A 21001-nucleotide genomic window follows, 5' to 3' on the forward strand; every position below is an offset into this window, starting at 1 on the left:
AACAATAGGATGATATTGATCGGAAAAGCACTCATTAGGAATTCTTTAAATTTTAATTGTTTTAATTTGCTGCAATCTTGTAATCTTTAAATGAACACTTGGCTTTTCATATGTCGCTCTAAATTAGTAATCAATGACCTGTTAGCAACTCTGTTAAATCTAGATGTTGACGCACGATGCTTCCTTTTAAGAGTAATACTCTTATGAAAATATCATTAACTAAAACTTAAACAAAATATTAACGAACATTAAATTCATAGTCCTTATTAAGGATAAATGGGCACGGAATAGAATAATATAGTATAATATAGTGGCAACATAGTGGCAACGCTATTGCTGGTAAAATCTGTTTTGATGTGAAGTGCAGCTAGTTTGTAGTATAGACACTATCAAACGTGCTTATTTCATAACTTAGATGTTTATACATTCTTGTATTGTGATATATCACCTTATCAAAATACTTTCTACCCTCATCTATACAATACTAATTAGTCAAAAGCAACTTGTATATCTTTGACTAATCATAATGCGTTCGTGACTTATTTTCAGCATTCCAAACAAGTGCAATAGTAAAACTTCCATTTCCCCAATCCAAAATAGTCTTTTTTGGAAGAAAAAGGTTTAATAAACACTTATAAATCGGCTTAATAAGTTGGTAACGGGCGTTCGTATGACAGATGTTATCATGTATAAATGTCCTTTGCCATTATTCTCTCGTTTATCTCACAAAAAGCTAGATCAATATTATGAAATACTTACGGGTTTACAGTTACTTATTATACAGAAGAATAATGTTTATAGCAGTGTAACCTAAACTCCTATTTAACTAGAAAAAAACTCATTTAATAGCTCAATATTTTATACATTACAGCATCTATTGCTGAAAACAAGGCATATTACGATGAATTAACAAGATCAAAAGCTTCATAGTGTTTTAGTTTTTGTGGATCAAGCCTTAAGAAAACGTTAAACTATGAGTCTATAAAAATTACAGAGTAAACTATGCACAGATTATCATGTGTTATTCTCAACGGTGTTATCATAGCGACATTCCATCTAGTATTATCACTAGATACGTATGCCAATTTTCTTGCAAGAACAGATAGTAAGACGTTATCCAGTTTAGCCCCCATGCTAGACCAAACAACTCCAAGTGTCGTCAATATTGCTGTAGAAAAGCTGATCCCTAGTCTAATCAATCCCAACGAACCGAACGCTGATCAAGATACGACTCCCATAAAAATCCTTAGTGTCGGATCTGGAGTCGTTGTTGATGCTAAAAGAGGTTATATTGTAACCAATACTCACGTTATAAAAGATCAAAATATCATGATCGTGACATTAAAAAACGGTTGTCGCTATCGCGCAAAAATCGTTGGAAAAGATGATGGATTTGACATTGCCGTTATTCAAATTAACGCTAACCATTTAATCCAACTTCCCTTTGGGAATTCTAATCGATTAAAAGTTGGTGATTTCGTCGTAGCTGTCGGCAGTCCGTTTGGTTTAACTCAAACGGTAACTTCCGGCATCATTAGTGCTTTAAATCGCCAAGAACCTCACATTGATAACTTCCAAAGTTTTATTCAAACAGATGCTCCCATTAATCCGGGAAATTCCGGCGGGGCACTCATTAACTTACAAGGTCAGCTGGTGGGTATTAATACCGCTATTGTAACACCTTCAGTGGGCAATATTGGTATTGGTTTTTCGATCCCCAGTAATATGGTAAAAAATGTGATCAAACAATTAATTAAGTATGGTCAGGTTGAGAGAGGGATGCTAGGGGTTACTGTACAAAACATCACACCTGAGTTAGTCGACGCCATGGGCTTAAAGTATAATCGAGGAGTATTAGTTACAAAAGTTATGCTTGGTAGTCCTGTTGCAAAAGCAGGTGTTCAAGTACAAGATATTATTGAGTCTGTGAATAGCACCATGATTCACAGTTCAGCTGAGTTACACAATATGTTGGGACTGATACGCCCAGGTACAATGATTCACTTAACTATCTTACGTAATAACAAAACACATGAATTTAAAACCGTGGTAGCAGATCCTAAAGATATATTACCGGAACATTCACTCCCTTTCCTTGGCGGTATGCGTTTGCAAAAGTTTAACGATCTGGAGCCAGATAGTACGATTCTTAATGGTATATTAGTTTCTGCTATTGCTGATGGTAGCAATGGTGCGCTAGCAGGATTACAGGTCGGTGATATTATTTTAAGTGCCAATGGCGAGAATACATCTACCATAACTAAATTGATAGAAATTGCGGAAAGTAAACCGAGACAATTATTATTAAGGGTTGTACGAGATTCAGGTCAATTATTTTTAGTAATTCGGCAATTATAATTATAATAATAAAAACTATATACCATTGCATTCATCATAATATTTTCCAAATGTAAATATTAATTAAGTACATTAAAATACTATCCTGATTTCTAAAAAAGAGGAGCTGTCCTTGTGTCTGTTAAATTAGGAATATACGTCTATAAAAACGCGCACATTATTTGCGGTCTTAAAAGATGATCAAGTACAGCGAGGAAGATATAATGGAAAACGTATGGCCTGTTAAAAATATTAAATGGCTAGTCGGAATTATTGTTTATACATGTGGACTGATTATCAGAAATTTGTATTAAACATCCTGTCCTCACACTAGCACTACATCCTGTCCCGATCATCATTGAAGTTACAGAAACTATCCAACTCACACGATTTTTCCGAAATTCGCATAAAATATTTTATTAAGATATATAATTAAGATATATGATATTGTCATTACTTAATTCTAGATGTCAGTGCAAAACTCATCTGTTTAATACTACTACTAATATCTTGGAACAATGGACATTAGTAACTGCATAAGACATTGATGTGATCAAATCACCTAAATTACCTTAAAACCCCCATAGATCTCCAATATTGACAAAGCTTCCGATAAAATATACATGATAAAGATGAATAAACACAGATATAACTTCTTGGTATTCACTATCAACGCTCCGTGGCCTACGTGTGTGGTACCAAACTCGCGGACATCGGTTCTACTGTACCAGTAATGAAAATGTACAATGCATCCGAGTTATTTAAAAAGAGACACAATCAACCAATCAGAATTAATTTTATAGATTACTCTGATGCCAAAGTAACTAGAGCTAATCAGTATTCATGCGTGTTTAACCAGATTCACACGAAGAATAGCGACATAAGCATTGAGCCTTATTAATATGCAGAACTGTCTAAGACAGAGAAATACCAAATTACCTGCCAGAGCAATCAAGAGCGCTTTCATTGATTATTTAGTTATTACTGCAAAAACTAAATTGAATATGGCCGATTAATTTACTGATTTAGTTATTATCTTATCAAAAAAGAAAACGGTCATATTATTCATAATTAAAAACATCAAACAAGAAAAATTAGATGAAAACAATCCGATAAGCAGTACGTACAGTTAATAGATATCGATTCATAATTATAATCATTACCACTGCAATAAATCAGGTATTGATATTATTAATGACAGATTATGGATATCAACGCACAACTTTACCGGCAATTTTTACAACGCCAAAATTATTTCAAAGAGTACAACCCGCGACATAGCACATACATGATCTTGTTAGATGTAGCAAAAAAGTAACTGATAAAATCTAATAGACTCTAGGATTAATAAATGTAAATGTCACAGAGTTCATATCTTATCTTCGTGTGTCTACATATAGTGTAACTTGTAATCTTTATTATGGTTTTATTTGAGTGTGAGCTGTTATGCAGCTACAAATACCATGTAAAATTGAGATTATCCTAATCTTTTCAGGTGGGTAAAACAATGTTACATAACGGTGACGACATCAATTACGATTATAATCGTATTTAGCAGCGCAATTACCAAATGATATCGAAAGTATATTGGCAGTAATACCATGATGGTCTCTCTATGATGATGGTAAAATTTCAATCGTTATACTAAAATCTGAAATAGAAAAATTACAATATTTACGCGATTCGAAAAGAAAACTTTGAGAAGAAAACATCGTCTATTAGTATAGCTAATATCAGTATTTTTTTAAATCATCCCGCCAGCGATTAATCACAATTATACCTGTGTTTTACAGATAATCATTATACCCTATAACCTACGATCACTTACATTCAGAAGATACCTTTTCCTGCCGTCATAATGTCATGATATGACATTAAGCAATTATTCTATTAGTTATGTGTTAATACTGCGATAACATATTGCTATCCTTATAAATGTTATCAGAATCTTAAAACATTTACATCGACATTTAATCTTGTCATATAGGTAAATATAGATTCGATTTTTAGAGATTTTTCTGATCATACTTTGCTACATACATATGAGAAGATATACGACGAATTTCAGCGCCGAGTTGTGCCAGTTTTTCTTCGATGCATTCATAACCCCGATCGATGTGATAAATTCGATCGACAGTGGTGTTACCTCGCGCCATAAGACCAGCTAACACCAGCCCTGCTGAGGCGCGTAAATCAGTTGCCATTACTGGTACACCGATTAGCTTTTCTTTACCACGAATGAGTGCTTTGCTGCCTTGTAATTTAATATCTGCACCCATTCGGCGTAATTCGTGTACGTGCATAAAACGATTCTCAAATACCGTTTCCGTGATGATAGCCTTCCCTTTGGCAACTACGTTAAGTGCCATAAATTGCGCTTGCATATCGGTCGGCATTTCGGGATAAGGCGCCGTGATGATATCCACACCCTCAGGCCGTTTACCACGCATATCTAAATCTACCCAATCTTTTCCAACTTCAATATGTGCATTGGCCTCACGCAATTTTTCTAAAATGGCTCCCAAAGTTTTGGGTAAAACATCTTTGATTCTCACATGTCCTCGTGTCATTGCTGTTGCAACCAAATAAGTACCTGCTTCAATACGATCCGGTAAAATACGATAATGATTACCTCCTGATAAACGATCCACACCACTGATAACAATAGTATCTGTCCCTGCCCCGGAAATTTGTCCTCCCATCTTATTGAGAAAATTAGCTAAATCTTGAATCTCCGGCTCGCAAGCCGCATTACGAATAATGGTTCGACCTTCAGCCAAAGTAGCTGCCATCATTAGATTTTCGGTTCCTGTAACAGTAATTTTCCCTAAATTTAATGACGTTCCTTTTAAACGTCCACTGATATTAGCTCGAATAAATCCGTTCACTAATTCAACATTTGCTCCTAAGGCACGCATACCTTCGATATGTACATCCACTGGCCGTGAACCAATAGCACATCCTCCTGGAAGTGAAACCTTTGCTTTACCAAAACGAGACAATAATGGGCCTAATACAAGAATGGACGCACGCATGGTCTTTACAAGCTCATAAGAAGCATGAACGTTTTGAATTTTTGAACAGTCAACTTCAATATCCATGTGTTCATCCACCATAATTTGTGCTCCCATGCGTCCTAATAATTCAATCATGGTCGTCACATCATTAAGATGAGGAATATTGCCCAAAGTAACAGGCTTTTCGGTGAGCAATGATGCTGCTAAAATAGGTAGGACGGCGTTTTTAGCACCAGATATGCGTATTGTACCATTTAAAGGCACTCCACCAACAATGATGAGTTTATCCATAGCTTTTGTCCATATCCCTACTAAATTTTCACTATATCATGCATCTTGACAATCGCTCGCAACATAGATATCACATTAATGAAACAAATGAGCTTTCTAAACCATTTTATGTGTACTATATCATCCAATCGATCGTCAAAATTAAATAAATTAAATCAGTACGTTATAATGATTGATAACTTGAAAATCAACAACAATGTCTTTTGCTCATTAACCCAGTTATCATCTTATTCTCACAAAGCCAAAGCCGTTTTAAAATTAATCATTTTATTACTAAATATAACCAACCAATTGCACCTGAACTTTGATTATGAGCAATCAATCGTTTCAACACGGTAGTAGTAAGACCATTTTAAGCAAGTGTTTTCCCACAAACTAAGAATGGTGGCTTTACATGCTCTGTCAATTGTTGTTAGTGTTTATCTAACGATATCTTTACTCTCAAACTCAGGGCAGAACTGCACCAGATCTTCTTCATGGGCAAGCCATAAAGCTATGCTATTAGAAGCTATAATAGAGGAATTAAGCGGAAATCACTAACTCTAATTTATGATAAAGCGTTTTTACGCTAAGTAAGATCACACTTTGCTAATAAACCGCTGATATACAAGTCTGTTATCAACAACTATAAGTTCTTTATTGTAATGTTCATGCGATGTAATATTAATGCAAAGAAATAATCGTTGCATTAGCAACATCTCATAACAAGAAAATCGGAGCATTACCTGCGAATATAATCCATGCCAGAAAAGATTTCTAGAGATAAAATATAGAAACTTTAACTTTAATTAAAAACTCCAATCTTTTCACTTGATTAAAAATCTGTACAAAAAAATTTTAAAATCAAGACATGAATATACGGTTTCAGTACCATCATCATTTTTAATCATACTTTTGATCATAAAGATTAAATTCAATGTAACTGAGCCAAATAATTTTTGGATAAAAATGGAAGCTGTAAAGTATATTTAGTAAGTTAGCTAATTTTTTATTAAGTTATAGTGTTACCAAGGTCTAGAAGTATTATTGTCGACTACTACTTCAGAAAAGATCACCATGGGTACATGTGCTTTAAATTAACAAGTGCTCACTAAGGAGGCAAAGCCGTATATCATTTTTTTAATCTGCCTCTTAAATTAATCATACAATTAATCTTACACGATTTCCAGTTCATTTTTTCGAACAAATTCCATATCCTGCAAGAGAGAGCTATAATATGATATGAAAACACACTTTGACTGAAAAAATACTCTCATTTTACCACTCACTTGATGCAGATTGTGTTTCAAAAACAAGATTATCTTTGATATCATTGATTCTCAACTCCTGCCATAAACCGCTGTAATTTGATTTGTTCACTGAGTCTAATTTCGTTTTACTAACCTCTCTATAGTAGTTATCAGTGGTAAGATTGATGTTGAAAGGATGACCATATGTCCCCTTAAAAATATGTTGCAGCCTAGATTTTATGTGATATTTACAAACGTCGTGACTCATTAAACGCATTTGCTTTATAATACCTAAAACAAACAGTGCCCAGGCGGGAAGCTTTAGTATCTAGACAAACCCTCTTGGAGTTCTTACATCGAAGTTCATACAATAAATTATGATAAATAGCACAAATTTTTATACTCTAGGAAAAGCAGTTATTAAAACTGAATTACAAGCAATACGATCCTTGCAAGATCGTATTGATGAAAGGTTTGTTGCTGCCTGTAAAACCATACTTAATTGCAAAGGCCGAGTAGTTGTCCTTGGAATAGGTAAATCGGGACATATAGGCCGAAAAATTGCAGCCACCCTTGCAAGTACTGGTACGCCATCATTTTATGTACATCCCAGTGAAGCAAGTCATGGAGATATTGGGATGATAACCGCACAAGATCTAGTATTAGCTATTTCCTATTCAGGAGAGACCACAGAAGTCGTGAACATCCTTCCCACTATTAAACGTTTAGGCGCTTTCTTGATTGCCTTTACTGGAAAGAGCCACTCTAGTTTGGGACGCATTGCAAATATCGTTATTAACGTCAGTATAACAGAAGAAGCCTGTCCTTTAGGCTTGACTCCGACTTCCAGTACTACTGCTGCCCTAGTTATGGGGGATGCTCTAGCTATTTCTTTACTAGGAGCCAGAGGGTTTACAAGCGATGATTTTGCGCGCATCCATCCTGGTGGATCTTTAGGTCGACGACTTTTGTTGCACGTTGATGATCTCATGCATTTTCGAGATCACATGCCTATGGTAAAGCCTGATTGTCTACTCGATGAAGCGCTCGTTGAGATTACTCGCAAGAGTTTAGGTATGACGGCGGTAGTAGCCGATAGCGGTCATTTATTAGGTGTTTTTACAGATGGTGACTTACGTCGAACTTTAGACAAGGGCTATGATATTCATAGAACACCAATTAAAGAAGTTATGACTAAAAATAGTAGTATCACTATCTCTCCAAAATTGTTAGCTACAGAAGCACTTAAAGTCATGCATAAACATAAAATTACTTCTTTAGTAGTAGTTGATAGTGCATGTTATCCATTGGGCGTTATTCACATACACGATCTTCTACGTGCAGGAGTGATTTAAGATGCAGGAGTCCCTGCAAGATAAAATTCGTTTTATTAAATTATTAATTCTCGATGTGGATGGCATATTGACAGATGGGAGACTTTGGTACACCGCGAATGGAGAAATACTTAAGGCCTTTCATGTGCACGATGGATTAGGAATTAAACAACTGCTCCAGGCAGGCATTCATGTTGCTATCATTACGAGTTGTAAAAATAAAGCTGTTTCCTTTCGTGCAACTAAGTTAGGAATTCAGTACGTTTTTCAGGGGAAGTGTGACAAATTGCTTCCCTTTAAGCAATTGTTATCGCATTTGAAGCTGAGCGAAAATGAGGTGGCTTATATGGGTGATGATCTTTCGGATTTACCTATCATGCAATGTGTTCGCCTTGCTATTACCGTTCCTAACGCTGTCTCTATCGTACAAGCCAAAGCTCATTGGAAAACAAAAAAATCGGGTGGCGAAGGAGCTGTTCGTGAAGTTTGCGATTGTATTCTCAACTTATCTAAAATACCTCATTTTAAATGAAGACAATGTATGAGTAAGAGTGTCAGCTTAAGTCTTTTATTAATTATACTAGTGTGTTTCAGTACTGCTATGGTGCTACAAAGTATACATCATCACCATTATACTGCAAAGGAACAATTAGGTCATCAGCCGGATACGTTCATATACAATGTTAGTTATTCTCAGTATGACGATCAAGGTCTTTTACATGGTCATCTCAATACCTCTTTAATCATACATTGTCCATGGAAAGATTCTTTTTATTTTAATCATCCGGACTATCTGATCTACACAAAAAATAAACGAGTATCCTGGACAATCGTGGCTAATAAAGGAAAAAGCCAAAAAGGAAGTGGTCGAGTCTATCTATGGGATCATGTGAAAATTTATGAATCTCGACAAACTACAGAACCGGAAACCACTATTATCGCTCGTACTTTAACAATTTTCCCCAATCGTTCTTTTGCTGAAACCGATAAAGATGTAACTATCATTCGACCCGATGCCACTATACGATCGACTGGTATGACTGCTGATTTGAAAAAAGGGATAGTTCATTTACTCTCTCGTTCTCTGGGAATCTACGAAATGACTCACTCTCAAAAACAGACAAGACAGGGAAAAACGAAATCATAAAGTTCGTACCCACCTCCATTCGGCAGAACTTGACCTTAGCAATATGACCTTGTCAATACCCAATACCCAGACCTTGTTGTTAAAAGTATTAAATAACATGAAACGGCACGTTATTAATCATGCTTATCATCATTTTTCTTTACCTAGCTGGTTATCTATCCAAAGATCGATTTAAATTTAAATTCTATTACATCCAAAACGTTCGAATACCGAACAAATTCTTGTCTTGATACTTTAGAATTGTTAGCCTTAACAACGACACAATTATGTATTGTCTATTTCCTCGCTAAGGTTAACATTCTAAATCAAAAGAAAAATTACCCAAGCATCAAATGTCTTCACTAGATAAAATGTCTGATGTGATATAAAAATATGATACAAAAAGCAAACTATGATTGCGATAAACCATACTAAAATAGAATGTAAGACTAAGGGTATATCGACCATGACAGCAACTTTGAGTGCCAAACAATTGCAAAAAAATTACAAATCCAGATGGGTAGTAAAAGATGTTTCCTTGTCTATCAGCAATGAAGTCGTTGGTTTACTAGGACCCAATGGTGCTGGGAAAACTACAAGCTTTTATATGATTGTTGGACTCGTCATACCCGATGGTGGTGAAGTGTATTTAAACAACCAGAATATTAGTTTATATCCAATGTACAAACGCGCCCGTTTAGGTATTGGTTATCTTCCTCAGGAAACTTCCATTTTCAGAAAATTATCTGTCACTAATAACATTATGGCTATTCTTGAACTACGGCATGATTTATCAAAAAAACAACGTTATGAAAAATGTGAATCTTTAATGCAAGAATTTCATATTGGCCATTTACGTGATATATCCGGATACAGTTTGTCCGGCGGAGAAAAACGTCGCGTCGAGATTGCACGAGCCTTAGCGATGGACCCTCAATTTATTTTATTAGATGAACCTTTTGCAAACATTGATCCCATTTCGGTTATTGATATTAAACGGATCATTATTCACTTACGAAAGCGTGGAATTGGAATTCTGATCACCGATCATAACGTGCGAGAAACACTTGATATATGTCAGCGTGCTTATATTGTAAACGAAGGCAGTATTATCGCTTCCGGCACACCATATAAGATATTAAACAATCAAAATGTAAGAAAGGTTTATTTAGGAGAGGAATTTAATTTGTAAACTTTCATTATTTATGTCCTGATAGAAATGACTATATTTTAACGTATTGAAAACTAAAAAGGAGAGAAGTATCATGCAAATCCAAATAACCGACAAAACTTGGATATTTCATCCATATGGCGTGAATTGATACGGTGCAACACATAAATCATCTTGATGAAATTATCAACGTTTATATGATTTTTCCTATATCAATGAAAATTGTCAGATTGACAATGCTAATATCAAAACTACCAGACAGTGCCATTAATGCACAAGTAAAATCTGGTGATACGTGTACAAAACGGTCGATCTTTTAATGAGAAAAACACAAATACAATCAGCTAAATATAAAACAAAAAAAGGTGAACGCCGTTGATGTTATCACTAGAAAACTCCAAAAAAAGCTTTGGGCATGTGCAACAAAAAACATTACATGCCAATTTACTCGTTATCGATACATTAGGCGTTTTAATTACCGGCGCACCCGACATTGGCAAGAGTGAGTTAACATTAGCTTTGTTTGATCGAGGTCATAAATTAGTCTGTGATGATGTGGTGGATGTGGTACAACAAAATAATAAATTAATTGGTAGTTGCCCCACGATTACCAATGGGTATATTTTAGTTACTGATATTGGTGTTATTGATGTGTCAAAACTCTTTGGTTTAGATTCCGTAATTGTTCAACATGAAATTCATTTATCTATTGCTCTGGTCAACCTAAAAGACAGAGTATCCATTAAAGATCCGCTTAATCCAGTTTATCAAAATGAAATTATTCTAGGTGTGTCACTGCCTAAAATTGTTTTTCCTATTCATACCGGAAGAAATCTACCACTTTTAATTGAGATATTAGTTCGTAATCATCGGTTAAAAAAGGAGGGCTATGATCCTAGTGTTAATTTCAGCATGCGTTTGCAAAAAGCGAAAAATAAGCATGATTCACAAAAAACTTAAAATCGTTAATAAGTTAGGATTACATGCCCGAGCCGCTATTAAACTTACCAATTTAGCTTCGCGATATCAAAGCAAAATCTTTATTCACTTTAATAAACGTGACATCAACGCTAGAAGCATCCTCGGCCTCATGGTTTTAGCCGCCAACAAAGGTTCCGAAATCGAGCTCACCACCATTGGTGAAGACGAAAAAGAAGCTGCTACAGCAATTGAAGAACTAATCAATAACAAGTTTGGTGAAGCAGAATAGAGTTATACACTTGATTTTCTTTTTTCGGGGAAAGAGAAAATCAAAAGTTTCAAATTTCAGATCGTAAATGAGTTTTGCCTACTGCATTCATGTATTAGTACCCGGGTTTAGAATGAAAAAGATGCGTTTATGAAACGAGTTAGATATCTAAAGAGGTTTTATTTCCTTGTACTATGAAGAAGGGAAAATCAATATTAATGGTTACAGACATACTGTTCTGAAGCTTGTTCGATTACTTACAAAACCCAATTAATTATAAACATGCTTATTAGATACAGAGCTGATTATAAAGATTATAAAGATGACAGTTTTGTCTTCTAGATTCACGCATTACTCATTAAATGAAAATAGTGAAAATCCGGATGCCAGCTTACTACTTTAAATAACTTCATAGCTGAAGCACCAGATGATTACCTCTTATCATGTAAATTGAAACCTCTGAAGAGGTTTCAAAAAAGAAACTCTAAAGAGCTCCACACACTCATTAAGGATGAGAAAATATCTAAATTAGGGTAATTCGGTTTATCTGTTTTACAGAAGATCCGAATTGGACACAAGGATTCTTGTTTAAAACGAATTCCCCCCAATATTTGGGTATTTCTACATCGCTTGCATAACTTGATTGAAAACTGATTTCTAAAAGGACGCCATTTTAATTTAACAAACGCGCTCTCTACCCAATCAAGCAGATGAAAGATAGTTGTTAGATTATAGTAATTCATTTTATATCCAGTATTAATGTGTTCTAGCTCCATGGTCTTCTTTACACGATTTACCTTGTATTTTTATCACAGGTTCTTCAACGGATGCATGGATTTCTGGCATACGAGTTAATGCTAATGCAAATACCTGATCAATCCATTTTACAGGATGAATTTTTAAATCATGTGTGACGATTGCTGGGATTTCTTTTAAATCTAGCTTGTTTTCTTCCGGGATAATAACGTGCTTAATGTTCCCTCTGAGTGCTGCTAATAATTTTTCTTTTAACCCACCAATAGGTAATACTTCTCCACGCAAAGTAATTTCACCGGTCATAGCAATATCAGCTCGAACAGGAATGCGAGTAATAGCTGAAACTAATGCCGTGCACATGCCAATACCGGCACTGGGGCCATCTTTAGGTGTTGCTCCTTCCGGGACATGAATATGAAAATCATGTAATTGAAAATAATCTTCAGGAACACCCATAGTAGCTATACGACTTCTGATTACTGTAGTTGCAGCATGGATAGATTCTTGCATCACACTACCTAATCGCCCTGTGTGTAAAGATTTTCCTTTGCCAGGCATCACCTGTGCTTCAATGGTTAACAACTCCCCACCAAACTCCGTCCACGCTAAGCCTGTTACTTGTCCTATTTGATCTTTCTCCTCAGCTAAACCAAATCGATATCGTTTAACTCCCAAATATCTTTCAAGATTACGAACTGTAATTTTCCATTGTTTAACCGTTTTTTCTCTTTCAGTTCGTTTAACCCCCTCTTTTTTAGTTAGAATTTCTTTAACCACTTTTCGACACATCTTGGCAATTTCCCGTTCTAAAGCACGAACACCTGCCTCTCGCGTATAACAACGAATCACCTCGTAAATTGCACCATCTGAAACATGAATTTCTTTGCTCTTTAATCCAGTTTGTTTGAGTTGTCGTGGGATTAAGTAGCGTTTAGCGATATTTAATTTTTCTTCTTCTGTATAACCAGCTAATCGAATAACCTCCATTCGATCTAACAGAGGCGGTGGTATATCTAGAGAATTCGCCGTTGCAATAAACATAACGTCTGATAAGTCATAATCAACTTCTAAATAATGATCGCTAAAAGTGTAATTTTGCTCAGGGTCTAATACTTCTAAAAGTGCCGAAGCTGGATCACCACGAAAATCCATGGCCATTTTATCGACTTCATCTAACATAAATAGTGGATTGCGCACACCTGCCTTTGCCATTTTTTGAATGATTTTTCCGGGTAAAGCACCAATATAGGTACGGCGATGTCCTCGAATTTCAGCCTCATCGCGAATACCGCCCAATGAAATGCGAACGAATTGCCGAGCGGTGGTATTTGCGATGGACTGACCAAGCGAAGTTTTACCTACACCAGGTGGACCTACTAAACATAAAATAGGACCCTTTAATTTTCGTACGCGTTGTTGGACAGCCAAATATTCCAGGATTCGTTGTTTGACTTCTGCTAAACCGTAATGATCAGCTTCTAGAATTTCTTCTGCTTGTTTCAGGTCTTTGCCAATTTTAGTGCGCTTTTTCCAGGGAACTTGCAACAACCAATCTAAATAATTACGACTAACTGTTGCTTCAGCAGACATTGGAGGCATCATTTTTAATTTATTCAACTCTGCTATCGCTTTTTCTTTAGCTTCTTTCGGCATGCTAGCTTTTTGAATCTTTTTAAACAATTGTTGCTGCTCATCAACAGAGTTACCTTCCTCCAATTCACCTAGTTCTTGTTGAATCGCCTTAATTTTCTCGTTTAGATAATATTGGCGCTGACTTTTTTCAACTTGTTGTCGAATACGCCCTTGGACCCGTTTTTCGATTTCAACTAGGTCCAACTCTTGCGCTAAAAGTGTTTCCAACAATTCCAGGCGTTTTTGAATTTCGATAGCTTCTAGGACTTTTTGGCGTGAATCTAATTTGATCGTCATATGAGCGGCGATACTATCTGCCAAACGTTCTGGATCCTCAATGTTCGCCAACGACAGAAGCAATTCAGGAGGGATTTTTTTATTAATTTTTATTAATTGTTCAAATTGGTCTAACACCGCGCGCATGGAAGCCTTCACTTTAGTCTGATCCACATTGCCTTCTTCTCCTTCTAATAATTCAATTTTAGCAGATAGAAACTCTTTTTTATGGAGTTGAATTAATCTCGCCCGCTTAGAGCCTTCAACTAACACCTTAACTGTCCCATCTGGCAGCCGTAACAACTGTAAGATGGTAACTACTATCCCAATTTCATAGAGATCTTTTTGAGTAGGTGAATCATGACTAGGGTCTCGTTGTGCAACTAGGAAAATTCGTTTGTCATTCCCCATCGACGCTTCAAGTGCCTTAACCGATTCCGAACGTCCAACAAATAAAGGAATTACCATATGTGGAAAAACAACAACATCCCGTAAAGGTAATAATGGTAATTCAAACTTTTTCTCCACTTGTTCAGTCACGGGAAATCCTTCATTATTCAATTAATTTAATTATTCAATTACTTTTGCCCCACTTTGCGAGGGGCTTTTCATTTTCATAAATAAATAACGGTGATGAAACTTGATCAATAACTCCTGCGTCAATGATTACTTTTTTCAACCCCGTTACAGTGGGAAGCTCATACATTAAATCCAACAGCGTGTGCTCCACAATTGAACGCAGTCCACGTGCACCCGTTTTTCTTTGGATAGCTCGTTTTGCGATTTGTCGTAACGCATCTTCGCGAAACTTAATTTCCACTCCTTCCAATTCGAATAATTTATGGTATTGTTTGGCTAACGCATTTTTAGGTTCGGTTAATATACGTACTAGAGCGTTTTCGTCTAATTCTTCTAATGTTGAAATCACAGGCAAACGTCCCACAAATTCGGGAATGAGGCCATACCTGATTAAATCTTCTGGTTCCGTTCGTCTAATTAATTCAGAAGCACTCGTAGAATCCTCCTGGGAGCGGACTTGTGCTGCAAAACCAATTCCACTTTTATCCGTTCGACGCTGAATGATTTTATATAAATCAGCAAATGCACCACCACAAATAAATAGAATATCCGAAGTATCCACTTGTAGATATTCCTGTTGCGGATGTTTGCGACCTCCTTGAGGTGGGATTGACGCCACAGTACCTTCGATAAGTTTCAACAAAGCTTGTTGCACACCTTCACCTGATACATCTCTGGTTAATGACGGGCTATCCGTCTTACGGGCAATTTTATCAATTTCATCGATGTAAATGATACCTGTTTTTGCTTTTTCTACATCGTAATTGCATTTTTGTAATAATTTTTGAACAATATTTTCAACGTCTTCGCCTACATATCCCGCTTCAGTCAAAGTAGTAGCATCCGCCATAGCAAAAGGTACATTTAATATTCTTGCTAACGTCTGTGCTAGCAAAGTTTTCCCGGAACCAGTTGGGCCAATTAACAAAATATTACTTTTACTAACCTCGACGTCGTTATTAATCTTAATTTGGCTGCTGAGTCGCTTATAATGATTATAAACTGCTACTGAAAGAACTTTTTTCGCAAAATCCTGGCCAATGACGTATTGATTTAACATCCAATGAATTTCTGGAGGTGTTGATATTTTTTTTCGAGTTTCGATCGTTTGAGCAATTTCTTCTTCACGAATAATATCATTACACAAATCTACACACTCATTACACACAAAAACTGCGGGACCTGCAATTAATTTACGAACCTGATGTTGGCTTTTCCCACAGAACGAACAATGCAAAATTTGTGGTTTTTCAGCGCTCATTCAACCCTCCAACTACCACTTGTATTATTTATTGGGATTATTTTTACTTATTTCAACACTTACGACCGTTCTACAAATATAGAATCAATTAATCCATAATCTCGGGCTTCTTCTGGTGTTAAAAAATAATCTCGATTGGTATCTCTCTCGATTTGTTCAATCGTTTTTCTTGTGTGCTTAGATAGGATTCGGTTCAATTGCTCACTCACACGTTTAGTCTGCTTAGCATGAATTTGTATATCCGTTCCTTGCCCTTGATAACCACCCAATATCTGATGAATCATGATAGAAGCATGAGGAAGACAATGTCGTTTTCCCTTGGTTCCACCAGCTAATAATATCGCTCCTGCACTAGCCGCCTGACCGAAACACAAGGTACGCACATCTGGCCTAATAAATTGCATGGTATCGTAAATAGCCATTGCTGATGTTACCACCCCACCAGGTGAATTTATATATAAGTTAATGTCTTTGTTAGGATTTTCTGACTCTAGAAACAATATCTGCGCGATAGCTAAATTAGCCATACGATCTTCTACTTGACCAACGAGAAAGACAATCCGATCCTTTAAAAGACGAGAATAAATATCATAAGCTCGTTCACCTCGTGATGTCTGTTCAACTACCATAGGAACTAGAATACTCATTAGTTAGTATACCTTTATATTGTTTTTTTGAACTGTTTCTTAAATAGAGAAACGCTTTATCTTTGGCTTCGAGGCTTTATCTTTGGTTTTAATTCAGCTTAAAATCATTACCACTGCTTAATCTTTGAATAACCAATCAAGATATTCGCGCTAGTAACTCTTTTTATTTTACATAATAGCAGAAAATTTTCTCTTTTTGCTCACGCTAAGTTCTTAATATTTCAATTTACACTCACACCCAAACTCCATCAAAATCTGTTTTAATTTTATGTTCTTTAATTGCTTTAGCCAATACTCCAGCCAACAATAATCTTAAGATGACTTTTGAAATGACTCGATTTTTCTACAATACTCAGTTCTATAATGCTCAACAAAGCTCGTGGGATAATCCTATTTTTATATCTTAAGGCTTTCTGATGTATATGGCAATTTTCTGACACATTACTTGCCAAAAATAATTAGTTTCAAAATTTTATATCTAAAACATCAATAGCTTTAATAAAATTGGATTCTGTCAGTTTATCCAGCAGACATTATGGACATTAATAAACATAAAATTTTCAATTTATCCTTTATTTTACCCTTTACCATCCGATGGTTTTTCATTGTTGTAGTGTGCACGTATGTTTATCTATTGATTGCGAAGGCTTATGATATAGAGAATATTGATTGCGAAGGCTTATGATATAGAGAACTTTTTCTCTGCACAGAGACAAAGTGCCTAAAGCTACTTGGTTAAGACTATCCAGTTGCACTTCTTTTCATTCATCATGCTTGTTACACAGCATCAAAAGCATCTCATCAATATCTTTATCAGCGTAACATCGTACTCTAAGCACTCGATAATCTCATTTTTAGTCGAGTGAAGTTTTTAGTACACAGATAATCGCGCAATCAACACAACATATTCGATGGGTTTTACATCGATTTTACTCTCAATCTGCGACACTCCAGTGATTTACAACAGCCTCAATACTTTCCCGGATTAGCTTGGCTACTAAATAATCCCAACACCAACCATATAGACTTTCCATAAGATCATTCAACACCTTTCAAGTACCAATTCTAGTAGTTTTGTGCTATAACACCTAGTTTAGCGATTTTTCCATCTAGGTCAGATAGTTCTCTCCATCTCGTCTTACAACCTTGGTTTTCAGTTCTTGTCCTAATGTTCCTAATCTTTTCCATAGAAGATTTTCTTTGCTCTTTCTTTATCTTTATTCTTTCTATAATGCGAGAGGAGAGATTTGAACTCTCATAGGGTAACCTACTGGAACCTAAATCCAGCGCGTCTGCCAATTCCGCCACTCTCGCTGTCGTATCATAAACAATTAGATATGATAATAATCAATCCTCTTGAGCACTAATACTATATGTGACTCAATCGCTTATTTTGCTGGCCAGATTTAATACTATTGCTGCACTTCTCATCAGACTATCTTTAATTATCATATCAGAATTCTCTGTGCAACGAAGGCCATTTTTAACGCTTTTATTCTTGGCTTTGTCCATCAACCATCAACATTCCAAAATACTGCTTTTCTAGATGCACACACAGACAGCATTGCCCTCTCTCGTCTAGGTACCTACCTTAAATGGAAATGAGTATCATCGAGACTAATATAGGATTGCATCAACACCATATCCATATTTATCTATCTCTAATATTTACACTTGTATTTCTTATTGATAAAAGTATCTCCATCTCACTCGTGTCATTATAAATTTGTTATCCATTAGGCCAGTCTATTTGAGTGTTTTTGCAATGATAGAAGTAAGTGCAAGCAGTAGTATTACTTTAATACTAATGCCCATCGTCTATTTTTCAGGCAACAAAAAAATAAGTTCTCGAATAATAGTCGATATTGCTGCTGTTCGGAAAATGGATTTGAAAAAAATGGAGTAATTAATCAATTGTAGTCACCGAAAACCAGTTAACCAGCTAGCTAATAAATAGCACAAATATAATTCACACATTTTCAAACCGCACTAGTTGTAATGATCACGTCACCTGTTCTAATGCTAATACTGTTTTAATTACCTGTAGCTTGCAGAGACTTTGACACTCCAAAGTTTCAAAAAACTTTTTCACCCAGTTGAATGAGTTTTTCACATTTGTATTTGTATTTTGATCATCTATTCCGCTGCAAATAATCGTATACAAAATATTGCTATCTTAATAAAATACTTAATAGTGCTCAAATTACCAAAAATATTATAGATACGGTACTTGACCAACAATAGCAATAGCGTCGATTTACAGCAAACTTTAAAACTATCATGAGTCAATTAGTCACCTAATTTATCATCAAATCGTAAATTTCAATTGATAATCACCATCCTATACTCCACCAATTAAATGAGATAGAACAATAGCATCAATAATAATAATAATTAAAATAATATAATTAAAATAGATCCAAGTGTAGGTGGTCTTATTCGAGGCTATTAGCCAGTATTACCTCACTTGGAACCTTGAAAATATAAAGCAACCTCCATACAATTATGGAGAGAGTTGAAGATAACGCTTTAATTAGAATTATAACAACCTAACGAATATATCGAAATTGAGTCATATTTTTAGATACTATTATGGTTCCAAAATACTAAGGTATTGATTCAAGTAGAGTGTCATTTACTGATTAACTTTCGTCGTATTAATCTCCACAAACGCCGTACTCATACAACCTATTGAAGCAATCGCGATAATGCAAGGAGCAAACACACATATAATAGTGCCTCCTCTGTAATATCTACCACAAAATATCCATATCATGGTTATTTAATCACAGCTAGTTTCACGTGTTAATCATGACCGATAAAACATTGCAATTGATAACAGTCGCAGATTCCCTACTCGCAAATTCTCCTGAGAAAACCAAAAAATCAATCAGCACTAACCTATTATTTGATAAGCACCAATTCCTTAAATGCATGTACAAACTCCTTCTCCTTAGCAAGAAGCAGGAGTTTATAAATAGTTTTTCTTTATTTCACAATGAAATTTAATAGAAACTAAATGTTTTTAATCCTACAATTGCCATGTATTCCTAATAGATTAAGCTTAGGTTCTGCAAGTCTCGTGAAATTCAAACATGATCGATTACTAACCGATAACATATTGATGTTATTCGAAAACAAGTTATTATCACACGATGTGAAAAGATTATATTAGCTAGCTAATATAAGCATACATTTTCTTAACACTAAGATTAGTTAGCTATTAGACTAACACGTCAACTCACCTAAGTAAGATGATTGTTCCTTGATAAAAACCTTAAAAAGATTTTCGTCTTTTTATATGAGAGCATCCTTTTCTTCTAAGTATCATAGTTGAGTATAGTTAGAACTAATATACCTAAAAATCAGTCATTTTTCCGTCACTTTTTTATTGTTTCTCTATTTACATTATCCAACACCTTGCAAAAATGATAATTTTTAATTTCACGATGTTTAATCAAACAAGCAATAAATCAGAAACTCAACATTCGTTACTCGACATAGATATACTTTTTTCTTTAATCAATTAGTTACGATATAGTATCAGTCTTTGAATTAATAACAATGGAAGGAGTCTATCAGTACAAAGCAAAAATATTCTAAGATGCAAATTACTGACTTATATAGAAGCTAGTGAAATGAATGAAAATTACCACTAACATAAATTAGAGAAGTAGACGAAAATAAGGTATTACATTCGTAATAGCTTTAATTCGTAGGTATTTGTGGTGGCTACAAAGAAAATAAAGCAGCTTGACACACATGTTATATTCACAGCAACAAATTTTTCTACCCGTAGTGTAAAAACAAGTGTGCAGCAATGTTAAATCGACATTAACAGTTAGGATATGCTTTTAACACTGTTAGTATAAAACATACAAAATAAATGATCACAAATGTTTCACTTTACCCAGTGTTATGTATTGATGCCATTTATCCCAAGATTTACTCAGTGTTTCACCATATTTGCACTTTAACACATAATTTGATCCTACTATTTGTACTCATTTGTAACCTAATTATTCTTATCTTTTCATTATGATACATTGATTATTTTGAAAAAATCTTAGGCTACATCATCATGAAGTTATATCAAAGATTTTGAGGAAACCAAATACATCAGACCTATTGTTGATGATAAAGAATGTTTCGCTAT

11 protein-coding genes and 1 tRNA gene are annotated in these 21001 nt (G+C 35.2%); 7 read left to right on the forward strand and 5 right to left on the reverse strand.

All coding sequences use genetic code 11. The annotated features are described in order from the left end of the window. Positions 1-1002: 1002 nt before the first annotated feature. Positions 1003-2358 carry a trypsin-like peptidase domain-containing protein gene (locus tag CEAn_RS02935; RefSeq protein ID WP_211923717.1) on the forward strand — a complete coding sequence of 452 codons (1356 nt, stop codon included), beginning with the start codon at positions 1003-1005 and terminating at the stop codon, positions 2356-2358. A gap of 1985 nt (positions 2359-4343) precedes the next feature. On the opposite strand, the gene murA is transcribed toward CEAn_RS02935, so the two are convergent. Further along, a complete protein-coding gene (murA, locus tag CEAn_RS02940; RefSeq protein ID WP_211923718.1) occupies positions 4344-5645 on the reverse strand; it encodes a UDP-N-acetylglucosamine 1-carboxyvinyltransferase in 1302 nt (433 codons plus the stop codon). Between the two features lie 1606 nt (positions 5646-7251). On the opposite strand from murA, the gene CEAn_RS02945 reads away from it, so the two are divergent. From CEAn_RS02945 to CEAn_RS02970, 6 genes are all read left to right on the forward strand, one after another. After that, entirely contained in the window at positions 7252-8229 is a 978-nt protein-coding gene (locus tag CEAn_RS02945) for a KpsF/GutQ family sugar-phosphate isomerase (protein ID WP_211923719.1), read from the forward strand. A 1-nt stretch (position 8230) separates the two neighbouring features. Continuing rightward, positions 8231-8740 (forward strand): KdsC family phosphatase, encoded by a 510-nt coding sequence (locus CEAn_RS02950; RefSeq protein ID WP_211923720.1) that lies wholly within the window; start codon positions 8231-8233, stop codon positions 8738-8740. A gap of 9 nt (positions 8741-8749) precedes the next feature. After that, positions 8750-9355 (forward strand): LPS export ABC transporter periplasmic protein LptC, encoded by a 606-nt coding sequence (gene lptC, locus CEAn_RS02955; RefSeq protein WP_211923721.1) that lies wholly within the window; start codon positions 8750-8752, stop codon positions 9353-9355. 445 nt (positions 9356-9800) lie between these two features. After that, positions 9801-10526, forward strand: a complete 726-nt coding sequence (gene lptB, locus CEAn_RS02960; RefSeq protein ID WP_211923722.1) for an LPS export ABC transporter ATP-binding protein — start codon at positions 9801-9803, stop codon at positions 10524-10526. A 357-nt stretch (positions 10527-10883) separates the two neighbouring features. Further along, positions 10884-11465: an HPr kinase/phosphorylase gene (locus CEAn_RS02965; protein ID WP_211923723.1), complete on the forward strand. Its 582-nt coding sequence runs from the start codon at positions 10884-10886 to the stop codon at positions 11463-11465. Further along, entirely contained in the window at positions 11446-11715 is a 270-nt protein-coding gene (locus CEAn_RS02970; RefSeq protein WP_211923724.1) for an HPr family phosphocarrier protein, read from the forward strand. Before CEAn_RS02965 ends, CEAn_RS02970 begins: the two co-directional genes overlap by 20 nt. Positions 11716-12450: 735 nt before the next feature. Here the strand turns inward: CEAn_RS02970 and lon are convergent. The 4 genes from lon to CEAn_RS02990 form a co-directional block, all read right to left on the reverse strand. Next, a complete protein-coding gene (gene lon, locus CEAn_RS02975) occupies positions 12451-14898 on the reverse strand; it encodes an endopeptidase La (RefSeq protein WP_211923725.1) in 2448 nt (815 codons plus the stop codon). 34 nt (positions 14899-14932) lie between these two features. Continuing rightward, positions 14933-16198, reverse strand: a complete 1266-nt coding sequence (gene clpX / locus CEAn_RS02980; RefSeq protein WP_211923726.1) for an ATP-dependent Clp protease ATP-binding subunit ClpX — start codon at positions 16196-16198, stop codon at positions 14933-14935. Positions 16199-16257: 59 nt separating this feature from the next. Next, positions 16258-16845 (reverse strand): ATP-dependent Clp endopeptidase proteolytic subunit ClpP, encoded by a 588-nt coding sequence (clpP, locus tag CEAn_RS02985; protein ID WP_211923727.1) that lies wholly within the window; start codon positions 16843-16845, stop codon positions 16258-16260. A gap of 1232 nt (positions 16846-18077) precedes the next feature. After that, positions 18078-18159: transfer RNA gene (locus tag CEAn_RS02990), tRNA-Leu, on the reverse strand. Positions 18160-21001 lie beyond the last annotated feature (2842 nt).

Origin of the sequence: Coxiella endosymbiont of Amblyomma nuttalli (genome assembly GCF_018107685.1) — a bacterium.
Classification (GTDB): domain Bacteria; phylum Pseudomonadota; class Gammaproteobacteria; order Coxiellales; family Coxiellaceae; genus Coxiella.

Coding starts and splice junctions, on each gene's coding strand:
- CEAn_RS02945 (WP_211923719.1), top strand. CDS start 7,252: ATGATAAATAGCACAAATTTTTATACTCTAGGAAAAGCAGTTATTAAA.
- CEAn_RS02965 (WP_211923723.1), top strand. CDS start 10,884: ATGTTATCACTAGAAAACTCCAAAAAAAGCTTTGGGCATGTGCAACAA.
- lptB (WP_211923722.1), top strand. CDS start 9,801: ATGACAGCAACTTTGAGTGCCAAACAATTGCAAAAAAATTACAAATCC.
- murA (WP_211923718.1), bottom strand. CDS start 5,645: ATGGATAAACTCATCATTGTTGGTGGAGTGCCTTTAAATGGTACAATA.
- CEAn_RS02950 (WP_211923720.1), top strand. CDS start 8,231: ATGCAGGAGTCCCTGCAAGATAAAATTCGTTTTATTAAATTATTAATT.
- CEAn_RS02935 (WP_211923717.1), top strand. CDS start 1,003: ATGCACAGATTATCATGTGTTATTCTCAACGGTGTTATCATAGCGACA.
- clpP (WP_211923727.1), bottom strand. CDS start 16,845: ATGAGTATTCTAGTTCCTATGGTAGTTGAACAGACATCACGAGGTGAA.
- clpX (WP_211923726.1), bottom strand. CDS start 16,198: ATGAGCGCTGAAAAACCACAAATTTTGCATTGTTCGTTCTGTGGGAAA.
- lptC (WP_211923721.1), top strand. CDS start 8,750: ATGAGTAAGAGTGTCAGCTTAAGTCTTTTATTAATTATACTAGTGTGT.
- CEAn_RS02970 (WP_211923724.1), top strand. CDS start 11,446: ATGATTCACAAAAAACTTAAAATCGTTAATAAGTTAGGATTACATGCC.